We start from the raw sequence: 21,512 nt of genomic DNA on the forward strand, positions 1-21,512 counted from the left end.
CTCCTCGGGGCAAGCCCGCGCTCGATTAAAAAAGCCCCCGCTTCAACGGGGGGCATTGCGAAGATTTTTAAGCAATCATCTACGGAGTGAATTTGATCCGCAGGTTAAGGAACTTCTTGGCGGCATCGTCCGTCGAAATCCGGTTGGTTACCGCGTTGTAACCCGGGATGGCCGATGCGCCGCTTCCGACAAACTCGATGCCTGCAGTGCCCCAGTTCGTGACAACTAGGTCGGTTCCCAACTCAAGCATCGAAGCAAGGCCGCGATCGGCTGCATCAGCGCGCTCGTAGTAGACATGCACGAGATAGTTGGCGCCGCCTTCGCTCATTTGCGACTGAACCGGCATATTGCCATTTTCATTCGGATTGCCTGGATTTCCGCCGAACGCATATTCCGTCAGGTTATCCAGCAGATCGCCGTCGGCATCATCCGTAAGATTGGATTCAGCACCCACAGAGAACCCGCCTACCCAATCACTGTAATACGACTCGGGCGTGCTGTTCGTCGGCGGAACCTGAACCTCCTGGATGGTCTCAATGGTCCATTGGTCGATAGAAACCGTAGAGCCGGACTGGAAAGGCGTTGATGCGGTACCGATGCGGATCTTATCGAGTTCCTCAAAGGCAACAACATTGGTGTCTGAAAGGCCGTAGGCCCCGCCCGTCGCACCAGTCTGCCAATCCGCATCGACGCCCTCTCTCAGGTAGAACAGGTTATACGTATCGGTCTCCAGATCAACATCCATGCGCAACTGCAGGCCGGTCCATCCAAAGGCCGTCATGTTCAGATTCGTATCCGGGCTGATTTTAATCACCGCTTGCAAGTCCTCGGACAGCGTATCGGCTTTTATTTGGAGCTGATTGCCGGATCCGCCCACTCTCAACTGTAGATAAGCGAGCTTGGATGCATCACCGAGGCCAAACCCGACCGCCGCACCAAAGGTGGTTTCCTCGTCAAAATTAAAATCAGCGATGCGGACCGTGGATCGAAGAATCAAATTGGTCCCCGCCACAAATGTATCGCCGAGACCGGCAAACGCACTTTTGTTTCCCGCGACCATATTGCTCCAGTTCATGCTGGAACCATCGGTAACGCCAAACGTCTCCGTCTCGGGCGCAAGACTAAACGTCCCTGTGCCCGTGCCCTGCCAAACATTATCAAGCGTCGAGTTGGTCGGGGTTTCCGTTGCGCTTCCATCCGCGTTAAAGTTGACATCATTGATGAGGTTCGTGACAACCGGCACCGGCGGTGGCTCATAGGTTTCAACCGTAACAGAGTCGATTTCAATCATGGATCCTGCCAGAAACGCACTTCCCGCTCCAATACGAATCTTGTCGATCTCCGCGAACAACCCGTCACCTGCACCCAGTCCAAGCGCCATACCATTCGTAAGCGTCGTATAGCCTGCATCGTCATGCTGCCAGGCGATGCCGTGGGTGTTATTGGACAAATTCAACGTCCACTGAAGATCCAATGTCGCCCAGCCTGCCTGCGTCATGGTTAGATTACTGGCATCGGTAAAGATACCTCCGTGATTAACCACGGACTGGTTATACCCCTGACTGCGCACCTGAAGCTGCGTTCCGGGTCCCCCGACCTGAAGTACCATCTTAGCCAGTTTGCTGGCATCCCGAAGCTCGAAAACAAGATTAGCTCCGTACGTGGTTTCAGGGCCGAAATCAAAGTCGGTGATTCGAACGGTATACACCAGGGTCTCGGTTGAATTGGTATCAAACGGCCCTTCAGTCAAATCCAGGCCCGCATAGCCCGTGGCTGCACTTGTCATATTCGTCCAAACCATGTGACCCGCGCCATCGGTTGCACCAAATGCGTCCACACCAGAAGGATTGAATCCCGGGGTCGGGTCAACAGCAACTGCATCCACGACTGTTCCTGCAACGTCATTAAACTGCACATCAAAGACCTTTCCCGCCGATGCACCCACTGCGCACAGCAGGGTACCCATTAATACTGCCATCCATCTCTTCATCTCTTTTCTCCGGTTATAAACTTCTCTCTCCACTCAGCGGCGGAAGCACCCGCCTCCCACGCACACAATACATGCCTATTTCCAATATGATTAGTGTCTATATATATCACTTATGCATTTGTCAATCTATACTCCAACTATTCTTCCCGATCCAAAACATAAACATTGACTCGGCCAGGACCGCCTGCGCTTACAACCCCAATTACACCTTTCTTAGAACCTGTCTTTCACCTGACTCAAGGAAGATAAGAGCCGGATGAAACTAAATAGCCCGAGTACACTCTTGCCATATTGTTATGCTTTTGTTATATGTCGCATCAAATTAACCGATCGATCACCCTAACCATGAAACACGTGCCATCCATATTGCTTTTCGCGGCATTGCTGCTCGGATCATCATGCTCGCATCTGCCGGATCAAATTGCGGTGGACGGCAACCGCTTTGTCCGGCCCAACGGAGAAGCCATGGTTTTCCGTGGCCTTGCACTGGCCGATCCCTCCCTGCTTAAGAGCAACGGCTATTGGAACAAGAAGCATTTTAAGCAAGCCCGGGCTTGGAACGCCGACCTCGTCCGCATCCCCGTCATCCCCAGGCGCTGGCGCGATCTCGGCAAGGATGAATATCTGCGCCTGCTCGACGATGGCATCAAATGGGCCGCCGCCAACCAGCTGTATGTCGTGATCGACTGGCACTCCATGGGCAATCTCAAGGACAACAAGTACCAGCGGCTCCAACAGGAAACCACGCTGAAGGAAACCCTCGACTTCTGGGAAACCATCGCCGCCCGCTATGCCGGAAACCCAACCGTGGCCTTCTATGAAATCTTCAACGAACCCACCGACTTTTTCGGAAAACTCGGCGAGCTCCCGTGGGACGACTGGCGCGACATTTCCAAAACCATCGTCGCCGCCATCCGCCAGCACGACACCCAGACCATCCCCGTCGTTGCCGGCCTGAAGTGGGGCTACGACCTGAGCGAAGCCCGCGAAAAGCCTTTCGACATCGAAGGCATCGCCTATTCCATTCACCCCTACCCCATGAAATCCAAGGAACCGTGGGAGGAAAACTGGGAAAAAACCTGGGGCTTCGTCGCCGATACCTACCCCATGATTGCGCTCGAATTCGGCTACATGAAAGAAGACGACCCCGGCGCGCATATCCCCTGCATCACCACCGATGAAGCGCAATTTGGCGAACGCATCATTAACTATCTCGGCCAAAAGGGCATCTCCTGGACCGCCTGGTGCTTCTTTCCCAACTGGAGTCCGACTCTGATCGACAAGAACTACAACCCCGCTCCCGGACAAGGCGAATTTTTCCACCGGGTGCTAACCGAAGCCATAACCCATTTCCCAATCAATGAAGAGGAGAAGTAACACGATGAAAACAGCGATTGAAAAGAAACTGTTTTGGATTGGCGGCGTCATAACATTGGCAGCAGCCTCCGCCGTCGCAGCACCGCTTACTGTAGATGAAATCAACCAGATCGAGACCGACCTCGGCATCACGATGAGCGCGTCGGACAAAGCGGATCTGGCCGCCATCGTCAAACCCGACGTCCCCGATCAATTTCACATCGATGCCGAGACAAGAATCGACCAGCACCGCAAAGCCGACCTGACCCTGAGCATTCTCGACCCATACGGCAATCCCGTTCCCGGCGCCGATGTGGATGTGATGCTGCGCCGGAAAAAATTTCACTTCGGCGGCGTCATGAACCTCAAGCGGTTTGCCGGCGTGACCGCCATGGGCATGAGCACCAACCGCTATTCCGAGCTCTACCTCAAGTTTTTCGACACGGCCGGCCTCGGCAACGGACTCAAAGCCAAGCTGCGCGCCGGCAACGAACCCTATCTGCCGGGCTACTTTGCCTGGTGCGAAGCCAACGACATCCGCTCGCGCGGCCACACGCTGATCTGGCCGGGCAACCCCGGCAGCAACCACCTGCCCGCCAACATCCGAAGCATTCTCGACGACCTCTACGCCACCGCGACCACCAACGGCACGGAAATCATCTACGACGAACAGCTGAAGACCGATCTCGATACCGCCTGCGATGACATCGTCGCGGAGTGGGCCGGCCTTTGGCCGGTGTACGAATGGGACGTCTACAACGAACCGTTCGGCAACCATGAGATTCAGGAAATCCTCGGCTATGATGTCATGCTCAAATGGTTCCACAGTGCGCAAACAAATGCGGTTGATCCCAACTGCGGCCTGTTCATCAACGACAACCGCATGGTCTCGGCGACCAGTCCCTCGAGCTACATCAGCAGAACCGATGTTTACAAAGGGTACATCGACTATATCATGGCATCGAACGCGCCAATCACCGGGATCGGCTTCCAGAACCGGATTAAATTCGAGTATGGCGACCCGCAGCTGCTCCATGACCGGCTCGATGACTTTGCGACCTACGGACTCGATATGGCCGGCACTGAATTCCACATTATAACGAACTCCACTTTTTCGCCGACCCCATACCGCCGGGCCGAAATGACCGAGGAAATTATGACCACCTACCTGAGTCATCCCAACACCTCTGGGCTGAACTGCTGGTCCTACACCTCTACCGATGTGGCGGGTGGCGGCCCGCTCGTCGACGAAAACAACGGAAACGTGCAGCTCAACGGACTCGTCTGGTACTACCTCAACCGCATCAAATACATCACGCAGGAGTCGCTCACCACCGATCTAAACGGCCAGGTCAGCCTGCGAGGCTTTATCGGCGACTACGACATTGTGGTTCAGAACGGACCGGACACCTACAACGCAACCCTGACCCTCGACTCCCTGGGCGAGCAGCGAACCGCGTTCTATCTCGACACCGAAGCGCGCGTTGACCGCTTCGAAGCCGTGGCCGACGCACATGTCTACCGCAGGTTCCCGAGCACGAACTATGGCAGCTCCACGAAACTAAACATGCGTAAGAGCAGCGACGGATGGGGCCGGCAGGCCTACCTGAAATTTAACGTCTCCGAGCTCACCGCCCCGATCGCGAGCGCAAAGCTCTTTCTCTACTCCGAAACAGAAACCAATACCGTAGAGGCGCTGTCCGTTCAGTATGGCAACTGGACCGAAAACAGCATCACCTGGAGCAACCGCCCGGCCGTCGGTGCCCTCATCGGAACCGCCCAGGCGCAAAGCAACAGCTGGCTCGCCATCGACGTCACCAGCTACATCACCAACAACGGCACCTATACCATCGCCCTCGACGAAACCGGCAACTTCCCCGCACAGAATATTACCAGCCGCGAAGGAATCAACCGCCCCTACCTCGAAATCATGCCCTCGCCCGACACCGATGCCGACGGCACACAAAACTGGGTTGATACCGACGACGACGGCGACCTTCTGCCGGATGCCTACGAGACCCTCCACGGATTCAATCCGCTGCTCGCCGGCGATGGCCAGGCAGACCCCGACCACGATGGCGACTCTTCGGCACTGGAATTTGCGCTTGGACAAAACCCCGTCCTGCCACCCGCCAGCGCAACCGACAACGGCTTCCGCATCGCGTCCGCCGAAAACGGGATCGAACTGTTCCTCAACGAACGCCAAAACCTAGCCGCCGATGGACTGGCCGTTGTGCTCGACCATTCCTCCAACCTCGTCTCCTGGACCACGATCGATTCCTTCGACTTTACATCGCTCGGCTACACCGAAAATGGCGCCAGCTCGAATGTCGTCACCGATGCCTATGGACCGATCGATCAACGCAGCTTTGAACTGGCCACGCCACTAACCAACGGGTTCTTCCGAGTACGCATCGAACAAGAATCCGGAACGAGCCACTAAAGCAAAGAGGAGAACGTGAAACGCCGATCGCTTATTGGATCAATCCTTATCGCATGCGCCGCGCTGCCGGCGCTTGCCGAAAGCAACCGTCCGAACATTATCTATATTCTGGCGGATGATCTCGGCTATGACGAGCTGGGGTGCTACGGGCAAAAGAGGATACAAACCCCGCACATCGACCGGATTGCGCGTGAGGGCATGCGCTTTACGCAGCATTATTCCGGGGCGGCCGTCTGCGCGCCTTCCCGCTACACCTTGCTGACCGGAAAGCATATCGGCCGATCGCATACGCCCGGACAGGGCCAGCGTCTTCCGGATGGAGAAACGACGTTGGGAACGGTCATGAAACGGGCGGGCTACCGTACCGCCGCGTTCGGAAAATGGGGGCTGGGCGACAACCCCAACGAGCAGGGCTTCGACGAATGGCTGGGCTTTTTGGATCAGGGGCGCGCTCATTTTTTCTATCCGGAGTGGGTTTGGAAAAACACGGAGCAGTTGAAATTCCCCGAAAATATTGGCCTGCGCAAGGAGGGCGCCTATGGCGACATTTCCGGCGGCACCTATATCCACGATGTGTTTACCGATTCCGCACTGGACTTCATTCGGCAGAGCCAAGCCGAGCCCTTTTTCCTCTACCTTCCGTATACCATCCCGCATGCCGAATTCGTAGTTCCGGAGGATTCGCTTGCGGCATATGCCGGGTGTTGGCCGGAGCATCCGGAAAAGGCGCACAAAACCGTGCTGGATCCCGCAAAAGGAAAGCGAGGCATCGAGGGCGGCACCGCATTCTATGACGGCTACGGCTATTGCAGCGTCGATAAGCCCAATGCCACCTATGCGGCGATGGTTTCGCGCATGGACCGCGATGTCGGGCAGATTATGGCGCTGCTCAAGGAGCTGGGACTCGACGACAACACGCTGGTTCTTTTTGCCAGCGATAACGGGCCGACCTTTATCCCCGGCTACAATCGCGAATTCTTTGAGGTTCCGGAAAGCTTTCCGTTCAGCGGCCATAAGGGGAGCCTGGAGGAGGGCGGAATTCGCATTCCGTTTGTCGCGCGCTGGCCTGGCCGGATTGCGGCGGGTTCCGTGACCGATCATCTAAGCTATTTTCCCGACATCCTGCCGACTTTTGCCAAACTGGCCGGCGTCGAGGTCTCCGCCCCCATCGATGGAACCTCGCTGCTCCCCGTTTTGCTGAACCAGCCCGACCGGATTCAGCAGGCGCCCTATTTGTATTGGCAGAAGGGCGATGCCCCCGTCGTTCGACTGGGCGAATACAAGGGATTTTTCAAGCAGGACAAGCTGATGAAGGCGTATAGCATTAACGAAGACATCGGCGAGAAAAACGACATCACGAATCAGCTGCCGTCCGCCATCCGAACACAGATGGAGGAGATTGTTCAATCGGTTTTATCAAAGCCAAAACACCCAGCCGCAAAGGGGAAGCTAAAATAAATATGCTGCATTTAATCTTACGGCCATATGGCCGCCCCTCGCTCTTCGCCCAGCTGATCCTGCTGAGTCTGGCTCTTGGTGGAGTGAGTTTGGCTGCGAACAAACAGCCCAACATTCTGTTTTTTCTCGCCGATGACCATCGTGCCGATGCCGTGGCCGCATTCGGCCATCCGGATGCGCCCCCGGATCTGGATGGCTACAGTGTGGCTCCGATTTGCCGCGAAAAAGTCTATGGAATACCGCATGGCCCATAGCGGCGGAGCGACCGGTTGGAGCCGGGCTTGGATCATCAACTTCTGGGCGCGCTTCAACGAAGGGGATAAAGCGCACGAAAATATTGAAATTGCCCTGCGCCACAACTCCTCCGACAACCTGTTCAATGTAAACCCGCCCTTCCAGATCGACGGAAACTTCGGCCACTCCGCCGCCATTGCGGAAATGCTCCTGCAGAGCCACAGCGGCGAAGTGCATCTGCTTCCTGCGCTGCCCTCCGTTTGGCCGAATGGGCATGCGCGCGGCCTGTGCGCCCGCGACGGCTTCGAAGTGGATATGACGTGGGATGACGGAAAACTGGCAACGTGTTCCATCCTGTCCAAATTAGGAAACCCCTGCACCGTTCGCTATGGCGCTCAGGTTCAAACCTTCGAAACCAAACCGAATTCAAGAATTCAGGTCCAGTTTAAGTAAGGCGCGGCATTTTACCTGCTTGACGCTTTTTTTCTCAACGGCAAAGACGTATATTGGAGTAAGTGATTCGACTTCATAAAACCCTCTTTTACCGCTAATGACAGGACGTATTGATGAAGAAACAACACCAATGGATATTGACCCTGATTTTTTCGCTGCTTGCCGGACTTGCCATGGGAACCCCTGCGGATAACCGCCCGAACATTCTCTGGATCACCATCGAAGACTGGTGCCCGGACTTGTCGTGCTATGGCACGAAGGGCATTCAAACGCCGCATGTGGACCAACTGGCCGCCGAAGGAATCCGATATGAATACGCGTTCACCACGGCCCCCGTCTGCTCCGCCTCGCGGTCGGCCATGATGACGGGTTTTCACCAAAACTATATCGGCGCCTCCCAGCACCGCACGCCGGGGAATGATAAAAAACCGCTCCCCTACGGCATTAAGCCCATCTCCAACCTCCTCGCTGAGGCCGGCTATTTCACCTGCTTGATGAGCAAAAAAATTGACTGCAACTTTGTCCCCAGCGGCCATGACGATCTGTTTATGGGCCACGATTGGAAAGAGCGACAGCCCGGACAACCCTTCTTTGCCCGGATTACGCTGAGCGGAACCCATCGGTCGTGGAAGCGCGATCCGGTTCGCCCGATCGCCATTAAAGATATCGAACTTCCCCCCTACTATCCCGACACCCCCTTTGTGCGTCGCGACTGGGCCAACGGCCTCGAACAGATGCAGCTGGTCGATCGGGAAACCGGCGACTTGCTTCAACGGCTCGAAGATGAAGGGCTGGCTGGGAATACAATCGTGATCTTCATTGCGGATCATGGCCGATGCCACATCCGCGGCAAACAGTTCCTCTATGATGGCGGCATTCGAATCCCCATGATTGTCCGCTGGCCCGGGCACATCAAACCTGGACAGGTGAATCAGTCGCTCGTCAGTTCGCTGGATCTTTGCGCGACCTCTCTCGAGGTGGCCGGCGTAACACCCCCGGTGCCGCTGCACGGTGCCAGCCTGTTCAGCCAGGAAGTCAAAACCCGGAAATATGTCTTCGCCGCGCGCGACAAAATGGATGAAACCCACGATTCCATGCGGGCCATCCGTTCGCACGACTTCAAGCTGATTCAAAACCTGATGCCGGAACGGCCTTATCTGCAATACAACTTTTACAAAGAAGGCCACTACCCGATGCTTGCAGAAATGGCCGTCATGTATGCAAAAGGCACGCTGACTCCGGCTCAGGCGGCCTTCTTTGCCCCCACCAAGCCGGAAGTTGAATTGTACGACCTGCGCACGGACCCTCATGAAACAAAGAATCTGGCTGGCAATTCGAAATATGCCTCCATCAAAAAAGAGTTGCTGACGGAGTTGAACAAGTGGCGAAAATCCATCAACGATCACGGCGTGTCTGCCGATTTCCGCGCAGACGGCATCTTCCCCAAAACCTGCACGACTAAAACCGTACAGGAATGGGTGGAGAGCAATGGAAAAAAATATGATTTTAAAACAAACGGCTGGCCTGCATGGTACCCCACTCGTGATCTTGCCGATTGGCAGCGGATTCGCGACCAATGGGAGCCCTATGTGTTCAGAACTCCGGCCGCCAAGGCGAAAAAACCCGCTGGCTTCACCAAGTCCTGGAAAAAGAAGAAGAAATAAACCGACAACCCGGAACCCCCCAACCCAAAAGGAAAATTTGATATGAAAAAATCTAAATTAGGCTCTATGGCGCTCGCAACAATCGCATGTGCCAGTCTCGTCCTAGCGAATCCCAAGCCGAATGTCGTCATTATCTATGGAGACGATGTCGGCTATGGCGATGTGGGGGTCTATGGATCTAAAATGATCCCGACACCCAACATTGATAAGCTGGCAGGTCAAGGACTCGTCTTTACCGACGGCCACTGCGCCGCCGCCACTTGCACTCCGTCGCGCTTCTCCATGCTCACCGGCCGCTATGCCTTTCGCCATGAAGGCACCGGCATCCTGCCCGGTGATGCCGCCATGGCGATCAAGCCCGAAATGTTCACCCTGCCCGATCTCTTTCAGCAAGCGGGCTACAAAACCGCCGTATTCGGCAAATGGCATCTGGGACTCGGCGATGGCGAAACTCCGATCGACTGGAATAAGGAAATCAAGCCCGGTCCGCTCGAAATCGGCTTCGATTGCAGCTTCCTGTTCCCTGCCACTAACGATCGCGTTCCCTGCGTCTATATGCGCAACCGCCACATCCTCAACATCGACCCGGCCGACCCTATCACCGTCAGCTATAAAAACAAGCTGACCGACACCTATCCCGACGGCAAAGAGCACCCCGAAGCCATGACCTACTACCCCAGCACCCACGGCCACAACAACTCGGTGATCAACGGAATCGGCCGCATCGGCTGGATGTCCGGCGGAAAAACCGCCCTGTGGAACGACGAAGACAACTCCGACGTCCTCGTTCAGGAGGCCCGTGCCTTCATTGATGCCAACAAAACGAAGCCCTTCTTTATCTACTTCGCTTCGCAGGACATTCATGTACCTCGCACCCCGCACAAACGCTTCCACGGCGCGACCGAACTGGGCTATCGCGGCGATGCAATGGTCGCCTTCGACTGGAGCACCGGTGAAATCATGAAGGCGCTTGCAGAAAACGGCCTCACCGAAAATACGATCGTAATCTTTTCATCCGACAACGGCCCCGTCTACGACGACGGCTATGCCGATGGATGCACTGTCAAAACATCGACGAAAGAAAGCGACCGCGGTCACGATAGTTCCGGCGAACTGCGCGGCGGGAAATACCAAATCTATGAAGGTGGCACCCGCGTGCCGTTCATTGTCAGTTGGCCCGGAACCATTAAGGCGGGCTCCAGCCCCGCGCTCGTCACCCAAACCGACTTCATGGCCTCCTTTGCCGAGTTTCTAAAAATCGACCTGCCGGCGGGCGAAGCCACCGACAGCCAGAACGTCCTCGCCGCCCTGCTCGGCAAATCCGTAACAGGAAATGAGCTGATTATCGAACAGGCCCGTGGCGTCAAAGCGCTGCGGCAGGGCCCGTGGAAATACATCCCGGCGCAAAAAGGGAACAAGAAGAAAAACCTCCCGCCTGTTCCGCCACAGCTCTTCAACCTGGATGAAGATCTGGGCGAAACCGCCAACCTCATCGGCCAACATCCCGAGCGTGCGAACGAACTCAAAGCCCTGCTCAAAAAATATCAGGAAAAGGGCCTCCGCGAACAATAAAGCATTCCATGATATTCCAAACTCAGGAAACCCCTCTTTTGACTAATTGGGTAGACTGTAAATTAAAATGCCCAACTTTTCTGAGCCAGGTGCGTCTCATGCAGCGATCTCCTGAATGAACAACTCTTCCGCGGTTTTAAAATTCAGTATCTTGCGTGGATAGCGGTTGATCCAGTTCTCGATTTCCTGAATGGCGGTGCGGGTGCATTTGGTTATATCGCTTCCCTTGGGGATGAATCGGCGAATCATCCGGTTGGTATTCTCGTTGCTGCCCCGCTCCCTGGACGAATAGGGATGCGCATAATAGAGGTGGGTTCGGGCCGAACTCCCGAATTCAGATGCCTCCAATGCCGCGGAATCAAGGAACTCGCTGCCGTTGTCTGCCGTAATGGACTTGCGCACACGACCTTGAGAACGCCTCCTTGCCCATGGAGCGTTCATGCCATTGATGGCCCGACTCACCGCAGCCGGGGTCTTGTCCTTGATCTTGCGGATGATCAGCTTCCGGCTCTTACGCTCAACGAGCGTGAGCAGGGCGGCGGCTCCACTCACGCATCAACGACGAGTTTGGAGAACTGTTTCAATCCACGCCCCCCGTGCGAGGGGCGACAAAAGGTTTGTAGTCCCGCCTTTAGGCGGTTGAGTTTCAATCCGCGCCCCCGTGCGGGGGGCGACCCATAGTGGCTACGTGGCAATACAGCACGCCAAGTTTCAATCCGCGCCCCCCGTGCGGGGGGCGACAATAATGTTTAATACTGATAATGTTTTTTATCATGTTTCAATCCGCGCCCCCCGTGCGGGGGGCGACTTGTCTACCGTCGACCACGGATCCAATACAGACCGTTTCAATCCGCGCCCCCCGTGCGGGGGGCGACGGGGCTAGTTTAATGATTTTGGCCGGGGGGAAGTTTCAATCCGCGCCCCCGCCCCCCGTGCGGGGGGCGACTTGTATGTTACATGATAACTATGGGCTGTATGGGTTTCAATCCGCGCCCCCCGTGCGGGGGGCGACTATGGTGATGCCGAGTTTGATCAGTTCATGGATGTTTCAATCCGCGCCCCCCGTGCGGGGGGCGACATCACCGCCGGAGTGGGCCAATACACGAGTCTTGTTTCAATCCGCGCCCCCCGTGCGGGGGGCGACAAACAGCGACAGCAAAAGGCGCTTTCCCGGCGTGTTTCAATCCGCGCCCCCCGTGCGGGGGGCGACTATGCGCAGGTCATAATAACCCAGCAACCTACGAGTTTCAATCCGCGCCCCCCGTGCGGGGGGCGACCAGATCATTGGAGTTCCTTTTGTTTTGGTACCAGTTTCAATCCGCGCCCCCCGTGCGGGGGGCGACCTGTAAAAATTCATATGCGTTGGAAAGATCAAAGTTTCAATCCGCGCCCCCCGTGCGGGGGGCGACGCCATGCCGTTATGACGGAGCAAGGCTTTGTCAGTTTCAATCCGCGCCCCCCGTGCGGGGGGCGACCCAGGCACCGCCAAACGACCACACGGATCAACCGTTTCAATCCGCGCCCCCCGTGCGGGGGGCGACTTGTCAATTATATAGCTCCGGTTTCTGAGGCGTTGTTTCAATCCGCGCCCCCCGTGCGGGGGGCGACGTTCGCGTTTCGCGCTTTCGACTTGATCGGCGGTTTCAATCCGCGCCCCCCGTGCGGGGGGCGACGGGCACGGTAAGCAGTACCTTGGTACACCCGCGTGTTTCAATCCGCGCCCCCCGTGCGGGGGGCGACTGTATGGGCTGCATTGTAGCGTGTTGTCCGGAGGTTTCAATCCGCGCCCCCCGTGCGGGGGGCGACCGATTTCACGATTCCTTCATTCCAGCTGGATTTGTTTCAATCCGCGCCCCCCGTGCGGGGGGCGACTCAGGAGGTATATCAGAGCCCGGAAAATAGATGTGTTTCAATCCGCGCCCCCCGTGCGGGGGGCGACATATCGTCACGTATATTACCGCTAGATACTCTATGTTTCAATCCGCGCCCCCCGTGCGGGGGGCGACATAACCCCCACGAAATACAAACCCAAAGCAATCAGTTTCAATCCGCGCCCCCCGTGCGGGGGGCGACCTATATCATCGCCCGTAAGCCCCACATTTTCCAGTTTCAATCCGCGCCCCCCGTGCGGGGGGCGACCGGCGTTGCCGGGGGAATACCCGGCGCGACGGTGTTTCAATCCGCGCCCCCCGTGCGGGGGGCGACCCAGCTCGGTGGTGGCACCGGCCAGCTTTTCCTGTTTCAATCCGCGCCCCCCGTGCGGGGGGCGACGGTGCTGTTGTAAGCGCTTGGGAGCATGGAGTCAATGGCCGCGTTTGCGCGAACCGTCCGCATTCTGTAATTCAGTATTCAGTTGTCAAAGAACAGAGTTGGTTAGAGCGTTTGCAGAGAACGGATTAGCTGGTTTGCGAACCTGCCGGGGTTTTGGCGGAGGCTTGGGGTTCGCAACATCAGATGATCAGAGTGCCGCTTTCGAGATTGGGGGTGTCCTTTGCGCCGTGATGCTCGACCTTTCGCTCCCAGTTGCTGCCGAGGAAATAGAAGCGGAGGGAGTCTTCTTCGGGTTTGTAAAGGCGGAGAAGCTCGGCGCGAAAGGTGGTCCATTGGGCGGAATCGACGAGGCATTCGAAAACGGAGTTTTGGACCCGCTGGCCATAGTTGAGGCAGGTTTTGGCGATGCGTGCGAGGCGTCGCTGTCCGGGCTTGTTGATGGTGGATACGTCGTAGCTGACTAAAACTAGCATAGGACTCCCTTTGGGAGATTTGAGATCGAATAGTTCAGATTTCAAATCCCGCCACTGTGGCTTTGCGTTCATCATCTTTCATTTGAAATCTCATATTTTAGATTCCTTCATCGCCAGATGAAGGGAGGATAGGCTTCGAGGTCGCCGCGCAGGTGGCGGGCGAGGAGCTGGGCCTGCAGGTGCGGGAGGAGGCCGACTTTGCATTTTTCGCCGAGATAGGGATGGGTTATTTCCTCTTGCTTGCGCTTTTGCCAGGCGTTGAGGAGCTCTTTGCGGGCGGCGTCGGTCATGGAGACGGCGCCGCCGGCGGAGTCGTTGAAATCCTTGGGCTGGATCTGTCGGCGGTTGATGAGCGATAGCACCAAACGGTCGGCCATGACGGCGCGGAATTCTTCCATGAGGTCGAGCGCGAGGGATGGGCGCCCGGGGCGGTCGGCGTGGAGGAAGCCGACGCAGGGGTCGAGGCCGACGCCTTCGAGGGCGGAGCGGCAGTCGTGGACGAGAAGCGTATAGGTAAAGGAGAGCAGCGCGTTTACGGGATCGGTGGGCGGGCGGCGGTTGCGCCCGGTGAAGGCGAAGGCTTCTTCCTTTGCGGTGACGAGCTGAGGGAAGGCGGCGAAGTAGGAGGCGGCGGCTTCGCCTTCGTTGCCGCGCAGTTCATCCATGGGCATGGAATTTTCCAACCGGCGTAGGTATTGGGTCAACCGGGATTCGGCGGTTGCAAGTTCGTGGTTTTCGCCGTGGTCGCGTTGGGCGCGCCGGAGAACGGCACGGGCATTGGCGAGCTTGCCGACGAGCATGTTGCTGGCAATTTTTGACGCGGATTCAGGCTGGTCGGCCACGCGGTATTGCTCGCGCCGGAGCAGCACGTTGCCGGAGACGGGGCCTTGGATGCGGGCGAGGAATTTGCCGTATTGGGAGAGAAAGGAGACAGCCACGTTGCTTTCGGCGCAGTGGTGCATGAGGAAGGGGCTCATGGAAACCGCGCCGAAGCAGACGATGCCGTCGAGCGTATGCACGGGAATGCGCAGGCGCGTTTCCTTTTCGACGTTGACGACGACGGACTGCCCTTCCTTGTGGAGGTAGGCGTTCTGGGTGGTGACGTATAGGGTGTTAAGGTGCTTCTTCATAACGCCTCCGGCGATTTGAGATTTTATATTTCAGATTTCAGATAACGCATCGGCCAGATAGCTGGCGACTGGCCGATGCGTTTTCGGCATGCAGGTTTCGAGCAGCGAGCAGGCGTCGCACTTTTTCTCGTCATATTCGGCGGGCGGCGTTTTTCCGATGCGGATCAGTTCGTGCAGCGCGGCGGCGGTCTGCTCGGTTTCGGCGCGGAGCTCAGGAGTGAACTCCACGGCTTGCCGGCGGCGCGGCAAGCCGTAGAAGATGGCGCCCTCCCCGATCTCGACGCCGAGCGTTTCTTCGAGGCAGAGCGCCTGGGCGCAGAGCTGCACCCAGTCGCAATGCGTCGGCTTCGGGCGGCCGTGCTTGTGCTCCACAGGAAAGACGCGGAGCGTTTGTTCCTGTGATTTGAGATCTGAAATTTGAAATTTGAAATCTCCAGCCATAGGCTGGAGGCGGAATTCAACCGTGTCCGCCTTGCCGATCAACCCGAGGCGCAGGGAGCGCAGGAGCACGGCATATTCATAGCGGATGCCGTCCCGCATTTCGTGCTCGGGACGGTCGACGCGTTCGTGCTGCGCCCGGCCCTCGGCGGTGAAGCGGTTTTCCGTCCACTGCTGTTCGAGATGGATCAGGGCGCACTGGCGCGGGCAATAGATGAAATGCTGCAAGGCCGAGAGCGGCAGGAGGTCGGAATCGGAAAACATTATTCCAGCCCCCGCTCCCGCTTCAGCTGTTCGAGCCGCTCCTCTTGCTGCCTTTTGAGGTCCTCCATGAACGCCTCGGCCTTTCCTTTTTGCTGATAGGAAGCCTTGGACTGGGCCGTCAGATGCCGGGTTCCCTTAATGTCCGACTCCTGCAGCGAAAACGCCCAGCCTCCGAGCTGGCGAGAAATGCTTTTCGCCAGCAATCTGAGATCTGAAATTTGAGATTTCAAATGATCGAACGTGCTTATGCGTTCGATGACATGGCAGATGGAACGCACCTCTCCGGCCGAGCCTTTGGCATAATAGAGGAACTGCAGCAGCTCCGGCGTAGTTCCCCGCTCAAAGCCTTCGGCAATATTGTTTGGCACCGAAAGCGCCGCCCGCTGGATCTGGTTCGCAATATCGCCCTGCCCGCGGAAAGACGGATCGCGCGTCGCTTCGAAAACCTTCACCGTCAGTTTAATCCCATCCTTCCAAACCGGAACATCCTCGAAGTTTGCGTATTTCATAGGTCGCTTCGCTCCATCTCAAATTTCATATCTGCTATTTCAAACCGCAAGCCCTCCGGCTTGCGTCAAAGCATCTCGATCAGCTCCACCCCATCAGGAACATCCTGCGGATCAATCGGCGAAACAGTGTAGTCATTGAAAGCGCGAGGCGGATTTTCGCCGCAGTTTTTCGCCACCGTCACCAAATTGAACAGCTTCTGCGCAGGAGCGTTACCGAGTTCGGAAGCATGCTTGAAGACGATCAGCTTCTGCGGGGCCATTTCGCCTCGTGCGGCGGAACGGTCGTGATCGAACATGTTCAGCAACGCATCCCAAAACAACGTCAAATCGTCTTCGGAAAACCCGGTCTGCTTGGCCAGTGGCGCAGAGATGAAGCCGTGCACTTCGTAGAGGCCGTAGGGAATGGTGAACTTGCGCCCCATAGTGCGGTTGTCGCCTTTTTGTTTTACCGCTTCCGCTTCCGTCGCAACAGCCATGCGGGTGATGGTGTGTTCTCCGGTGAAGATTCGATCCTTGCTGCGGGCAAAGCCAAGCTGAACCGGACCGCGCACCTGACCGCAGTTGAATTCCTTCAACGACATCACAGCGCCGAACGTGCGGATATCGAAAAAGTTTTTACACATCCACGCCCTCGCCTGCTCGGCAGTAGTTGCACCATCCTTTTCTTCTGCCGAAAGCGCATCGTAGGCTTTCTTCTGTTGAGTAGTAAGAACGGCCTTCTCTTTCACATAAATTTCGAAGGGCGGCTGTTCGCCTTTGGACAATGTGACGTAGTTGCGCACCTTGCGTTTGAGGCAAACATCCGTCACCAGTCCGTTGCCGGTTTCGGGGTCGATGCGTGGCAGGTTGCCAGCGTCGGGGTCGCCGTTGGGATTGCCGTCCTTCACATCGAACAACAGTACAAATTCATAGCGATTATTGATGGGTGTGCTCATGCGTCTTCTCCTTGTTCTTCGATTAATTCCTTCTTCGTGAAAAAGTCCTGGCGTTGGTGGTAGTAGCCGATTGAGAAACGGCCTTGATCTTCGAGGCTGAGGATGGGCGGTATCCCCTCTTTCGGGAGAAGCCCATTCACCTCTCCCAACAACCTATCCAGCCAGACGGTGTTCTTGCCGGAATTGCGCATCTTTGCCAAGTGATGCACCGAAAGCTGGTCGAGCCGATTAAATGTGACGAGCGGCGAGCTGGTGGCGGCACCGAAATAGGTGTCGCGTATCGTCTTGTTCAGGCCTTTCCCTTGCGCCTGTTCCTGTATGCGTTCGAGCACGGCGAAAAGCCGGCCGAGCACGTATCCAATGTTGTCGTATGTTTTATCCAGTCCCATGGAGACCTCCTGTTGATTTGATTTTGAAATACGGGCGTTGCGAACGAGAAATGCTTTTATGATGGATGCACGGGCGAAGCCAACATTCTGCTCCGCCTTGCATCGGCGGATGGCGTTGGCGAAGAGCGTGCGAGGATAAGCGGTTCCGGCGAGCACCGCCCGCGCGACATCCCCTCCGAGATTCGGCGGAATGTTGTCCGCCTTCCGCTCCGTTGCCATTGAAACCAGCAACTGAAACAGCGAGAGAAACTCAGGATCATGAGGCGCGCGAACCATTTCCAAGTCCAGGAAGTGTTCCACCACCCGCTCCTTAATTTCCTTCACGCTGCCCTCGTACCAAAAGCGGATGGCGATGCGTGCGGCGTTCGGAGCAAGGCCAAGGACATAAAACGGCTGGTCTGCCTCTTCGGGCGGAATGCCGGTTTTGACGGCGGACAGCAACCCCTTGATCTTGCTGTAATCCACCGCTTCTTCGCCTTTTTTCGGGGCAAGGTAGTCGAGAAAGTCCGCCTCGAAACCGCAAGCATTCTTTGCCCAGAACACTGTGCTGGCATCGCCCACCTGCATCCGCTGCTTTTCGGAGGCAAGCAGATGGTTCAGCGCGGTGGTGTAGGCAAACTCGGTTCGCTGTCCAATCGGAGCATTATTCCCCTGCTTTTTCCCGAATGATTCTACCGAATCGAGATTGAAAGAAACGATGTTGGCACCAGAGGACTGCGCACCCCAAACCCCTTTGATCGCCGTATGCAATTTAGCCGGGACATCTTCCTGCCCGCTGACGGAACAGGTTTGCGTCTCCCCTTCCGGCCCCGCGCTTTCAAGAATTGCGGAAACCACTTTGGAGCGCTGACAAACCAGCTGCATATCTCCGGAAAGCGAAAAGGAAATATTTCCGCCCGCCTCTTCGAGATCGTTCCAAACCGCATGGCTGAAAACCGCTTCGAAACTTCCTTTCTTCAGAAATGAAAGAACGGCCTGGATTCCAGAATCCGCGCAACCATTGAAATTTTGTTCGATTTTTTCAATAAACGCTTCGAGCTGTTTTTCAGCGCGATCCGGCTTTTCGGGATTGTATCCAAAGACATACGGAGCTGTATCCCACAGCAGATTGGCGGCAATGCCGGAGGTTTTCTTCACGCCCTTGGGCACAAGCGAAACGCGTCCCTTTCGTTTTTTTCCGGTTCCTTCACGAATATCACGCAGGTTTTCAAAACTGCCATCCGCGTTCAACACAACGAGGAAGTCGATGGGCTTGCGCTCGAAGCCCGGCGGGGCGATTTCGGTGTTCGGATCATCGGCCAGGCGCTGATAGTAATCGGCCAGGGCTTTGAGGATCATGAGCGCACCTCCACGTTTCGCAGGTTGATCGAGCCGTCTTCCATTTGGGCATGGAAAAACTGGGGCATGGGTTCCGCTCCAGAGTAGTCCATATCGTAGAGCATCCAGCCTAGATCGCGATCGGTTCCAAGGGATGGAAGCGGATCGGCGTCTTTCGGAATGAACTCAAAATCGACGGGAAATTCGCGACAGCCGAAATAGGGGCGGTGGAAGCAGGCGCCCTTTGAAGCGCGGCGGATAAACATTTCGGTGAACTTGGTGACGGAGTCCCCTTCCCCGGCTCGTTCGGTCATTTCCAACTCGGCGTGGATGACGTAGGCGACATCACGCAGAAACAACCCCGCCCGTTGCTGGCGTTCTTTTTCAATAAACAATCCAAGCGGTGTTGAGCTTTCGCCACGAAGATGGGCGGCGGTCGGCTTAGTGGCCTTCTTTCCGACCTCGTTGCGGCGCACCGATTCCCATTTGATCGGCTTGAGCACGTCGATCTGAAGAATGTTCCACTTGATAGCGGGCTTCCACAGGATCGCCTCCAAGATGCCGCGCGCAGCGGAGGGCGTCATGACCTCATACGACACGCGCTCCACTTTCATCTCTGGCCGGGTGAAGCAGGCGTTCTCGCCGCTATGCCCTTTTCATCGAGCGCACTTTCGCCGAGCTGGAAAAAGCGTTGCTCGAAATAACTTCGGAAGGTTTCTGGCAGGAAGATGTTTTCGAGCCGGTCTACCTTGAGATAATCCCGAGCAAGGGAGGCGGGCGACTGGACATAGGCAGGTTGCTTCTCGGGCACAAAGACGACGGTTGTTCCTTCGGGGAGCTTGCCCTCGCGGTTGCAGCGTCCGGCGGCCTGGGCAATGGAGTCAAGCCCGGCGAGGGCGCGATAAACCACGGGAAAGTCGAGATCAACCCCGGCTTCGACCAGCGAGGTGCTGACCACGCAGAATGGTTCTCCTTCGGATTTCAGCCGAGCCCGAATTTTCCCCAAGGTTTGGAAACGGTGTTCGGCGCACAGGTTGGTGGAGAGATGGATGGTCTGCTGTTCCGGCAATAGTTTCGCCAACGTCCGGGCGTCCTCCTTTTTGTTGACGATGCAAAGGACGGATTGGCTTGCTGCACGGATGGCTTCGGCAACTGCTTCGTAGGCAACAGGGTTTAGATTGGAAAAGGTTTCCACCCCCACGCGCTTGAGGTCGTCCGTGAGCGAAGCAGGATTTTCGATGATCTCCACGACCGACTCGAAACCTTCCTTGAAGTTGAAATCAAACTGCTTGGTTTGGGTCAATACGGGCTGGGTTGCGGTACAGAGTACGGGCGTCACACCGTAGTGGCGGTGCAACTCGCGGATGGCGAATACCGATGGACGCAGAAAGCTTGGAGGCAGGCATTGGGCTTCGTCGAAGATGATGACACTGTCTGCCAGATTGTGCAGCTTGCGGCAACGGCTGGTTTTGCAGGCATATAGCGATTCGAAGAACTGTACGGCGGTGGTTACGACAATCGGCGCATCCCAGTTTTCGAAGGCCAACCGACTGCGCACGCTCTCCTTGCTTTCGTCATCGGTCGCCACGTTGCAGTGATGCTCCAGCACTGCCTTTCCAAACCCTTGAATTCCACGGAACACCCCGGCCGTTTGCTCGATGATACTGGTGTAGGGTATCACGTAAATGATGCGCCGTTTCCCATGATTAACGGCATGCCGCAGCGCAAACGCCAGCGAGGAAAGGGTCTTCCCCCCACCCGTTGGAACCGTCAGCGAAAAGACATCCGGTTCTTTTTCCGCTGCAACCCGGCACTGATCCAATACCTCTGCTCGGATTTGGTTTACTTTCGTTGGTTTAGCATCTTTGCACATGCCATCCATATGCTTATCGAAAGCGGCGAGCAATTCGTCGAGTTTGGGATATTCTTCGTTCCGCAACTTTTCCCTGCCCTTATCCATGAAGGCTTCGGTGTCGAGAAAGTCGGCATCGACCACACAGGAAAACAACATGCGGATGAAGAAGGAGACATCGGCACCATTTTGCAACGGTTTCGGTGGCTCAGGTTCGGACTGGTTCTTTATTCCCTCCGGCACTTTTTTAATAATCACGTCCGACTCGTCAGGCGTGCGCATTTTCGGTTCAAGCGCTCTTGCGCCCGTTTGATCCGAACCATAATCAGCCAGCCCGGCGTGATGCCCCATGATCAACCAACAGAAGACGCGATCCATGCCCCGCGTCATTTTCTGTTGCGCCAAATGCCCGCCCGCCTGCGAATGGATCGGCTTTCCGGGTTTGGTTTCCAAATGGCATTCAATGCCGTTGGCTTCATAAAGCATTTTCTGGAACTCGTTGGAATATTTTCCAAGGTCGTGCCAGAGGCCCGCGAGCCGCGCCCACTCCTCCCCGCCGAAGGGTTCGGCAAATTCCGCCGCCAGTTTGGCGACGCTCTCTAAATGCTCTTCGAGCGGTTGCCAGTCTGCTGGCGGCGCTCCTTCCTTGCTGTGGGCATAGTACGGCATAAGACATCCATCTTAAACGCTTGATTCTATCTGTCCATAATTTTGCTTCTTATTTCGTCTTTGCAAATACATGATAAGTGCTCTCATGATTCGCA

At 56.3% G+C, this 21,512-nt stretch carries 17 protein-coding genes and 1 CRISPR repeat array; of the genes, 7 read left to right on the top strand and 10 right to left on the bottom strand.

The genetic code is table 11. The features are described from left to right. Nucleotides 1-79: 79 nt before the first annotated feature. On the bottom strand, nucleotides 80-1,990 hold the full coding sequence (locus SCARR_RS24785) for a hypothetical protein (RefSeq protein WP_136064901.1): 1,911 nt from the start codon (nucleotides 1,988-1,990) through the stop codon (nucleotides 80-82). A gap of 354 nt (nucleotides 1,991-2,344) precedes the next feature. Between SCARR_RS24785 and SCARR_RS24790 the strand changes: the two genes are divergently transcribed. The 7 genes from SCARR_RS24790 (at nucleotide 2,345) to SCARR_RS24820 (ending at nucleotide 11,170) form a co-directional block, all read left to right on the top strand. Further along, a complete protein-coding gene (locus tag SCARR_RS24790) occupies nucleotides 2,345-3,367 on the top strand; it encodes a glycoside hydrolase family 5 protein (protein ID WP_168433606.1) in 1,023 nt (340 codons plus the stop codon). Nucleotides 3,368-3,371: 4 nt separating this feature from the next. Next, on the top strand, nucleotides 3,372-5,789 hold the full coding sequence (locus SCARR_RS24795) for a CBM96 family carbohydrate-binding protein (RefSeq protein ID WP_168433607.1): 2,418 nt from the start codon (nucleotides 3,372-3,374) through the stop codon (nucleotides 5,787-5,789). A gap of 15 nt (nucleotides 5,790-5,804) precedes the next feature. Further along, nucleotides 5,805-7,247: an arylsulfatase gene (locus SCARR_RS24800; RefSeq protein WP_136064908.1), complete on the top strand. Its 1,443-nt coding sequence runs from the start codon at nucleotides 5,805-5,807 to the stop codon at nucleotides 7,245-7,247. 2 nt (nucleotides 7,248-7,249) lie between these two features. Continuing rightward, nucleotides 7,250-7,501 (top strand): hypothetical protein, encoded by a 252-nt coding sequence (locus tag SCARR_RS24805; RefSeq protein ID WP_136064910.1) that lies wholly within the window; start codon nucleotides 7,250-7,252, stop codon nucleotides 7,499-7,501. Continuing rightward, nucleotides 7,491-7,934 carry a glycoside hydrolase family 95-like protein gene (locus tag SCARR_RS24810; protein WP_136064912.1) on the top strand — a complete coding sequence of 148 codons (444 nt, stop codon included), beginning with the start codon at nucleotides 7,491-7,493 and terminating at the stop codon, nucleotides 7,932-7,934. Before SCARR_RS24805 ends, SCARR_RS24810 begins: the two co-directional genes overlap by 11 nt. A 113-nt stretch (nucleotides 7,935-8,047) precedes the next feature. Continuing rightward, entirely contained in the window at nucleotides 8,048-9,598 is a 1,551-nt protein-coding gene (locus SCARR_RS24815) for a sulfatase family protein (RefSeq protein WP_136064914.1), read from the top strand. A gap of 42 nt (nucleotides 9,599-9,640) precedes the next feature. Continuing rightward, the gene (locus SCARR_RS24820) at nucleotides 9,641-11,170 is read left to right on the top strand and encodes a sulfatase family protein (protein WP_136064916.1); all 1,530 of its coding nucleotides are present in this window, start codon (nucleotides 9,641-9,643) and stop codon (nucleotides 11,168-11,170) included. Nucleotides 11,171-11,266: 96 nt separating this feature from the next. Here the strand turns inward: SCARR_RS24820 and SCARR_RS24825 are convergent, their stop codons facing one another. The 9 genes from SCARR_RS24825 to SCARR_RS24865 form a co-directional block, all read right to left on the bottom strand. Continuing rightward, the gene (locus SCARR_RS24825; protein ID WP_136064918.1) at nucleotides 11,267-11,722 is read right to left on the bottom strand and encodes an IS30 family transposase; all 456 of its coding nucleotides are present in this window, start codon (nucleotides 11,720-11,722) and stop codon (nucleotides 11,267-11,269) included. Nucleotides 11,723-12,149: 427 nt separating this feature from the next. Next, nucleotides 12,150-13,441: direct repeats of the CRISPR family, unit length 33 nt; unit sequence GTTTCAATCCGCGCCCCCCGTGCGGGGGGCGAC. Between the two features lie 179 nt (nucleotides 13,442-13,620). Next, on the bottom strand, nucleotides 13,621-13,914 hold the full coding sequence (cas2, locus tag SCARR_RS24830) for a CRISPR-associated endonuclease Cas2 (protein ID WP_136064920.1): 294 nt from the start codon (nucleotides 13,912-13,914) through the stop codon (nucleotides 13,621-13,623). A gap of 107 nt (nucleotides 13,915-14,021) precedes the next feature. Then, entirely contained in the window at nucleotides 14,022-15,044 is a 1,023-nt protein-coding gene (gene cas1c, locus SCARR_RS24835; RefSeq protein WP_136064922.1) for a type I-C CRISPR-associated endonuclease Cas1c, read from the bottom strand. Between the two features lie 30 nt (nucleotides 15,045-15,074). Then, the gene (cas4, locus tag SCARR_RS24840; RefSeq protein WP_222846452.1) at nucleotides 15,075-15,746 is read right to left on the bottom strand and encodes a CRISPR-associated protein Cas4; all 672 of its coding nucleotides are present in this window, start codon (nucleotides 15,744-15,746) and stop codon (nucleotides 15,075-15,077) included. Then, the gene (locus tag SCARR_RS24845) at nucleotides 15,746-16,255 is read right to left on the bottom strand and encodes a four helix bundle protein (protein WP_136064926.1); all 510 of its coding nucleotides are present in this window, start codon (nucleotides 16,253-16,255) and stop codon (nucleotides 15,746-15,748) included. The genes cas4 and SCARR_RS24845 overlap by 1 nt, the downstream gene beginning before the upstream one ends. 65 nt (nucleotides 16,256-16,320) lie before the next feature. Next, on the bottom strand, nucleotides 16,321-17,190 hold the full coding sequence (cas7c, locus tag SCARR_RS24850; RefSeq protein WP_136064928.1) for a type I-C CRISPR-associated protein Cas7/Csd2: 870 nt from the start codon (nucleotides 17,188-17,190) through the stop codon (nucleotides 16,321-16,323). Next, on the bottom strand, nucleotides 17,187-18,917 hold the full coding sequence (cas8c, locus tag SCARR_RS24855) for a type I-C CRISPR-associated protein Cas8c/Csd1 (RefSeq protein ID WP_136064930.1): 1,731 nt from the start codon (nucleotides 18,915-18,917) through the stop codon (nucleotides 17,187-17,189). Before cas8c ends, cas7c begins: the two co-directional genes overlap by 4 nt. After that, a complete protein-coding gene (gene cas5c / locus SCARR_RS24860) occupies nucleotides 18,914-19,510 on the bottom strand; it encodes a type I-C CRISPR-associated protein Cas5c (RefSeq protein ID WP_136064932.1) in 597 nt (198 codons plus the stop codon). The genes cas8c and cas5c overlap by 4 nt, the downstream gene beginning before the upstream one ends. Beyond that, nucleotides 19,507-21,417: a CRISPR-associated endonuclease Cas3'' gene (locus SCARR_RS24865; protein ID WP_136064934.1), complete on the bottom strand. Its 1,911-nt coding sequence runs from the start codon at nucleotides 21,415-21,417 to the stop codon at nucleotides 19,507-19,509. Before SCARR_RS24865 ends, cas5c begins: the two co-directional genes overlap by 4 nt. Between the last annotated feature and the right edge of the window lie 95 nt (nucleotides 21,418-21,512).

Source organism: Pontiella sulfatireligans (assembly GCF_900890705.1).
GTDB classification, from domain to species: Bacteria; Verrucomicrobiota; Kiritimatiellia; order Kiritimatiellales; family Pontiellaceae; genus Pontiella; species Pontiella sulfatireligans.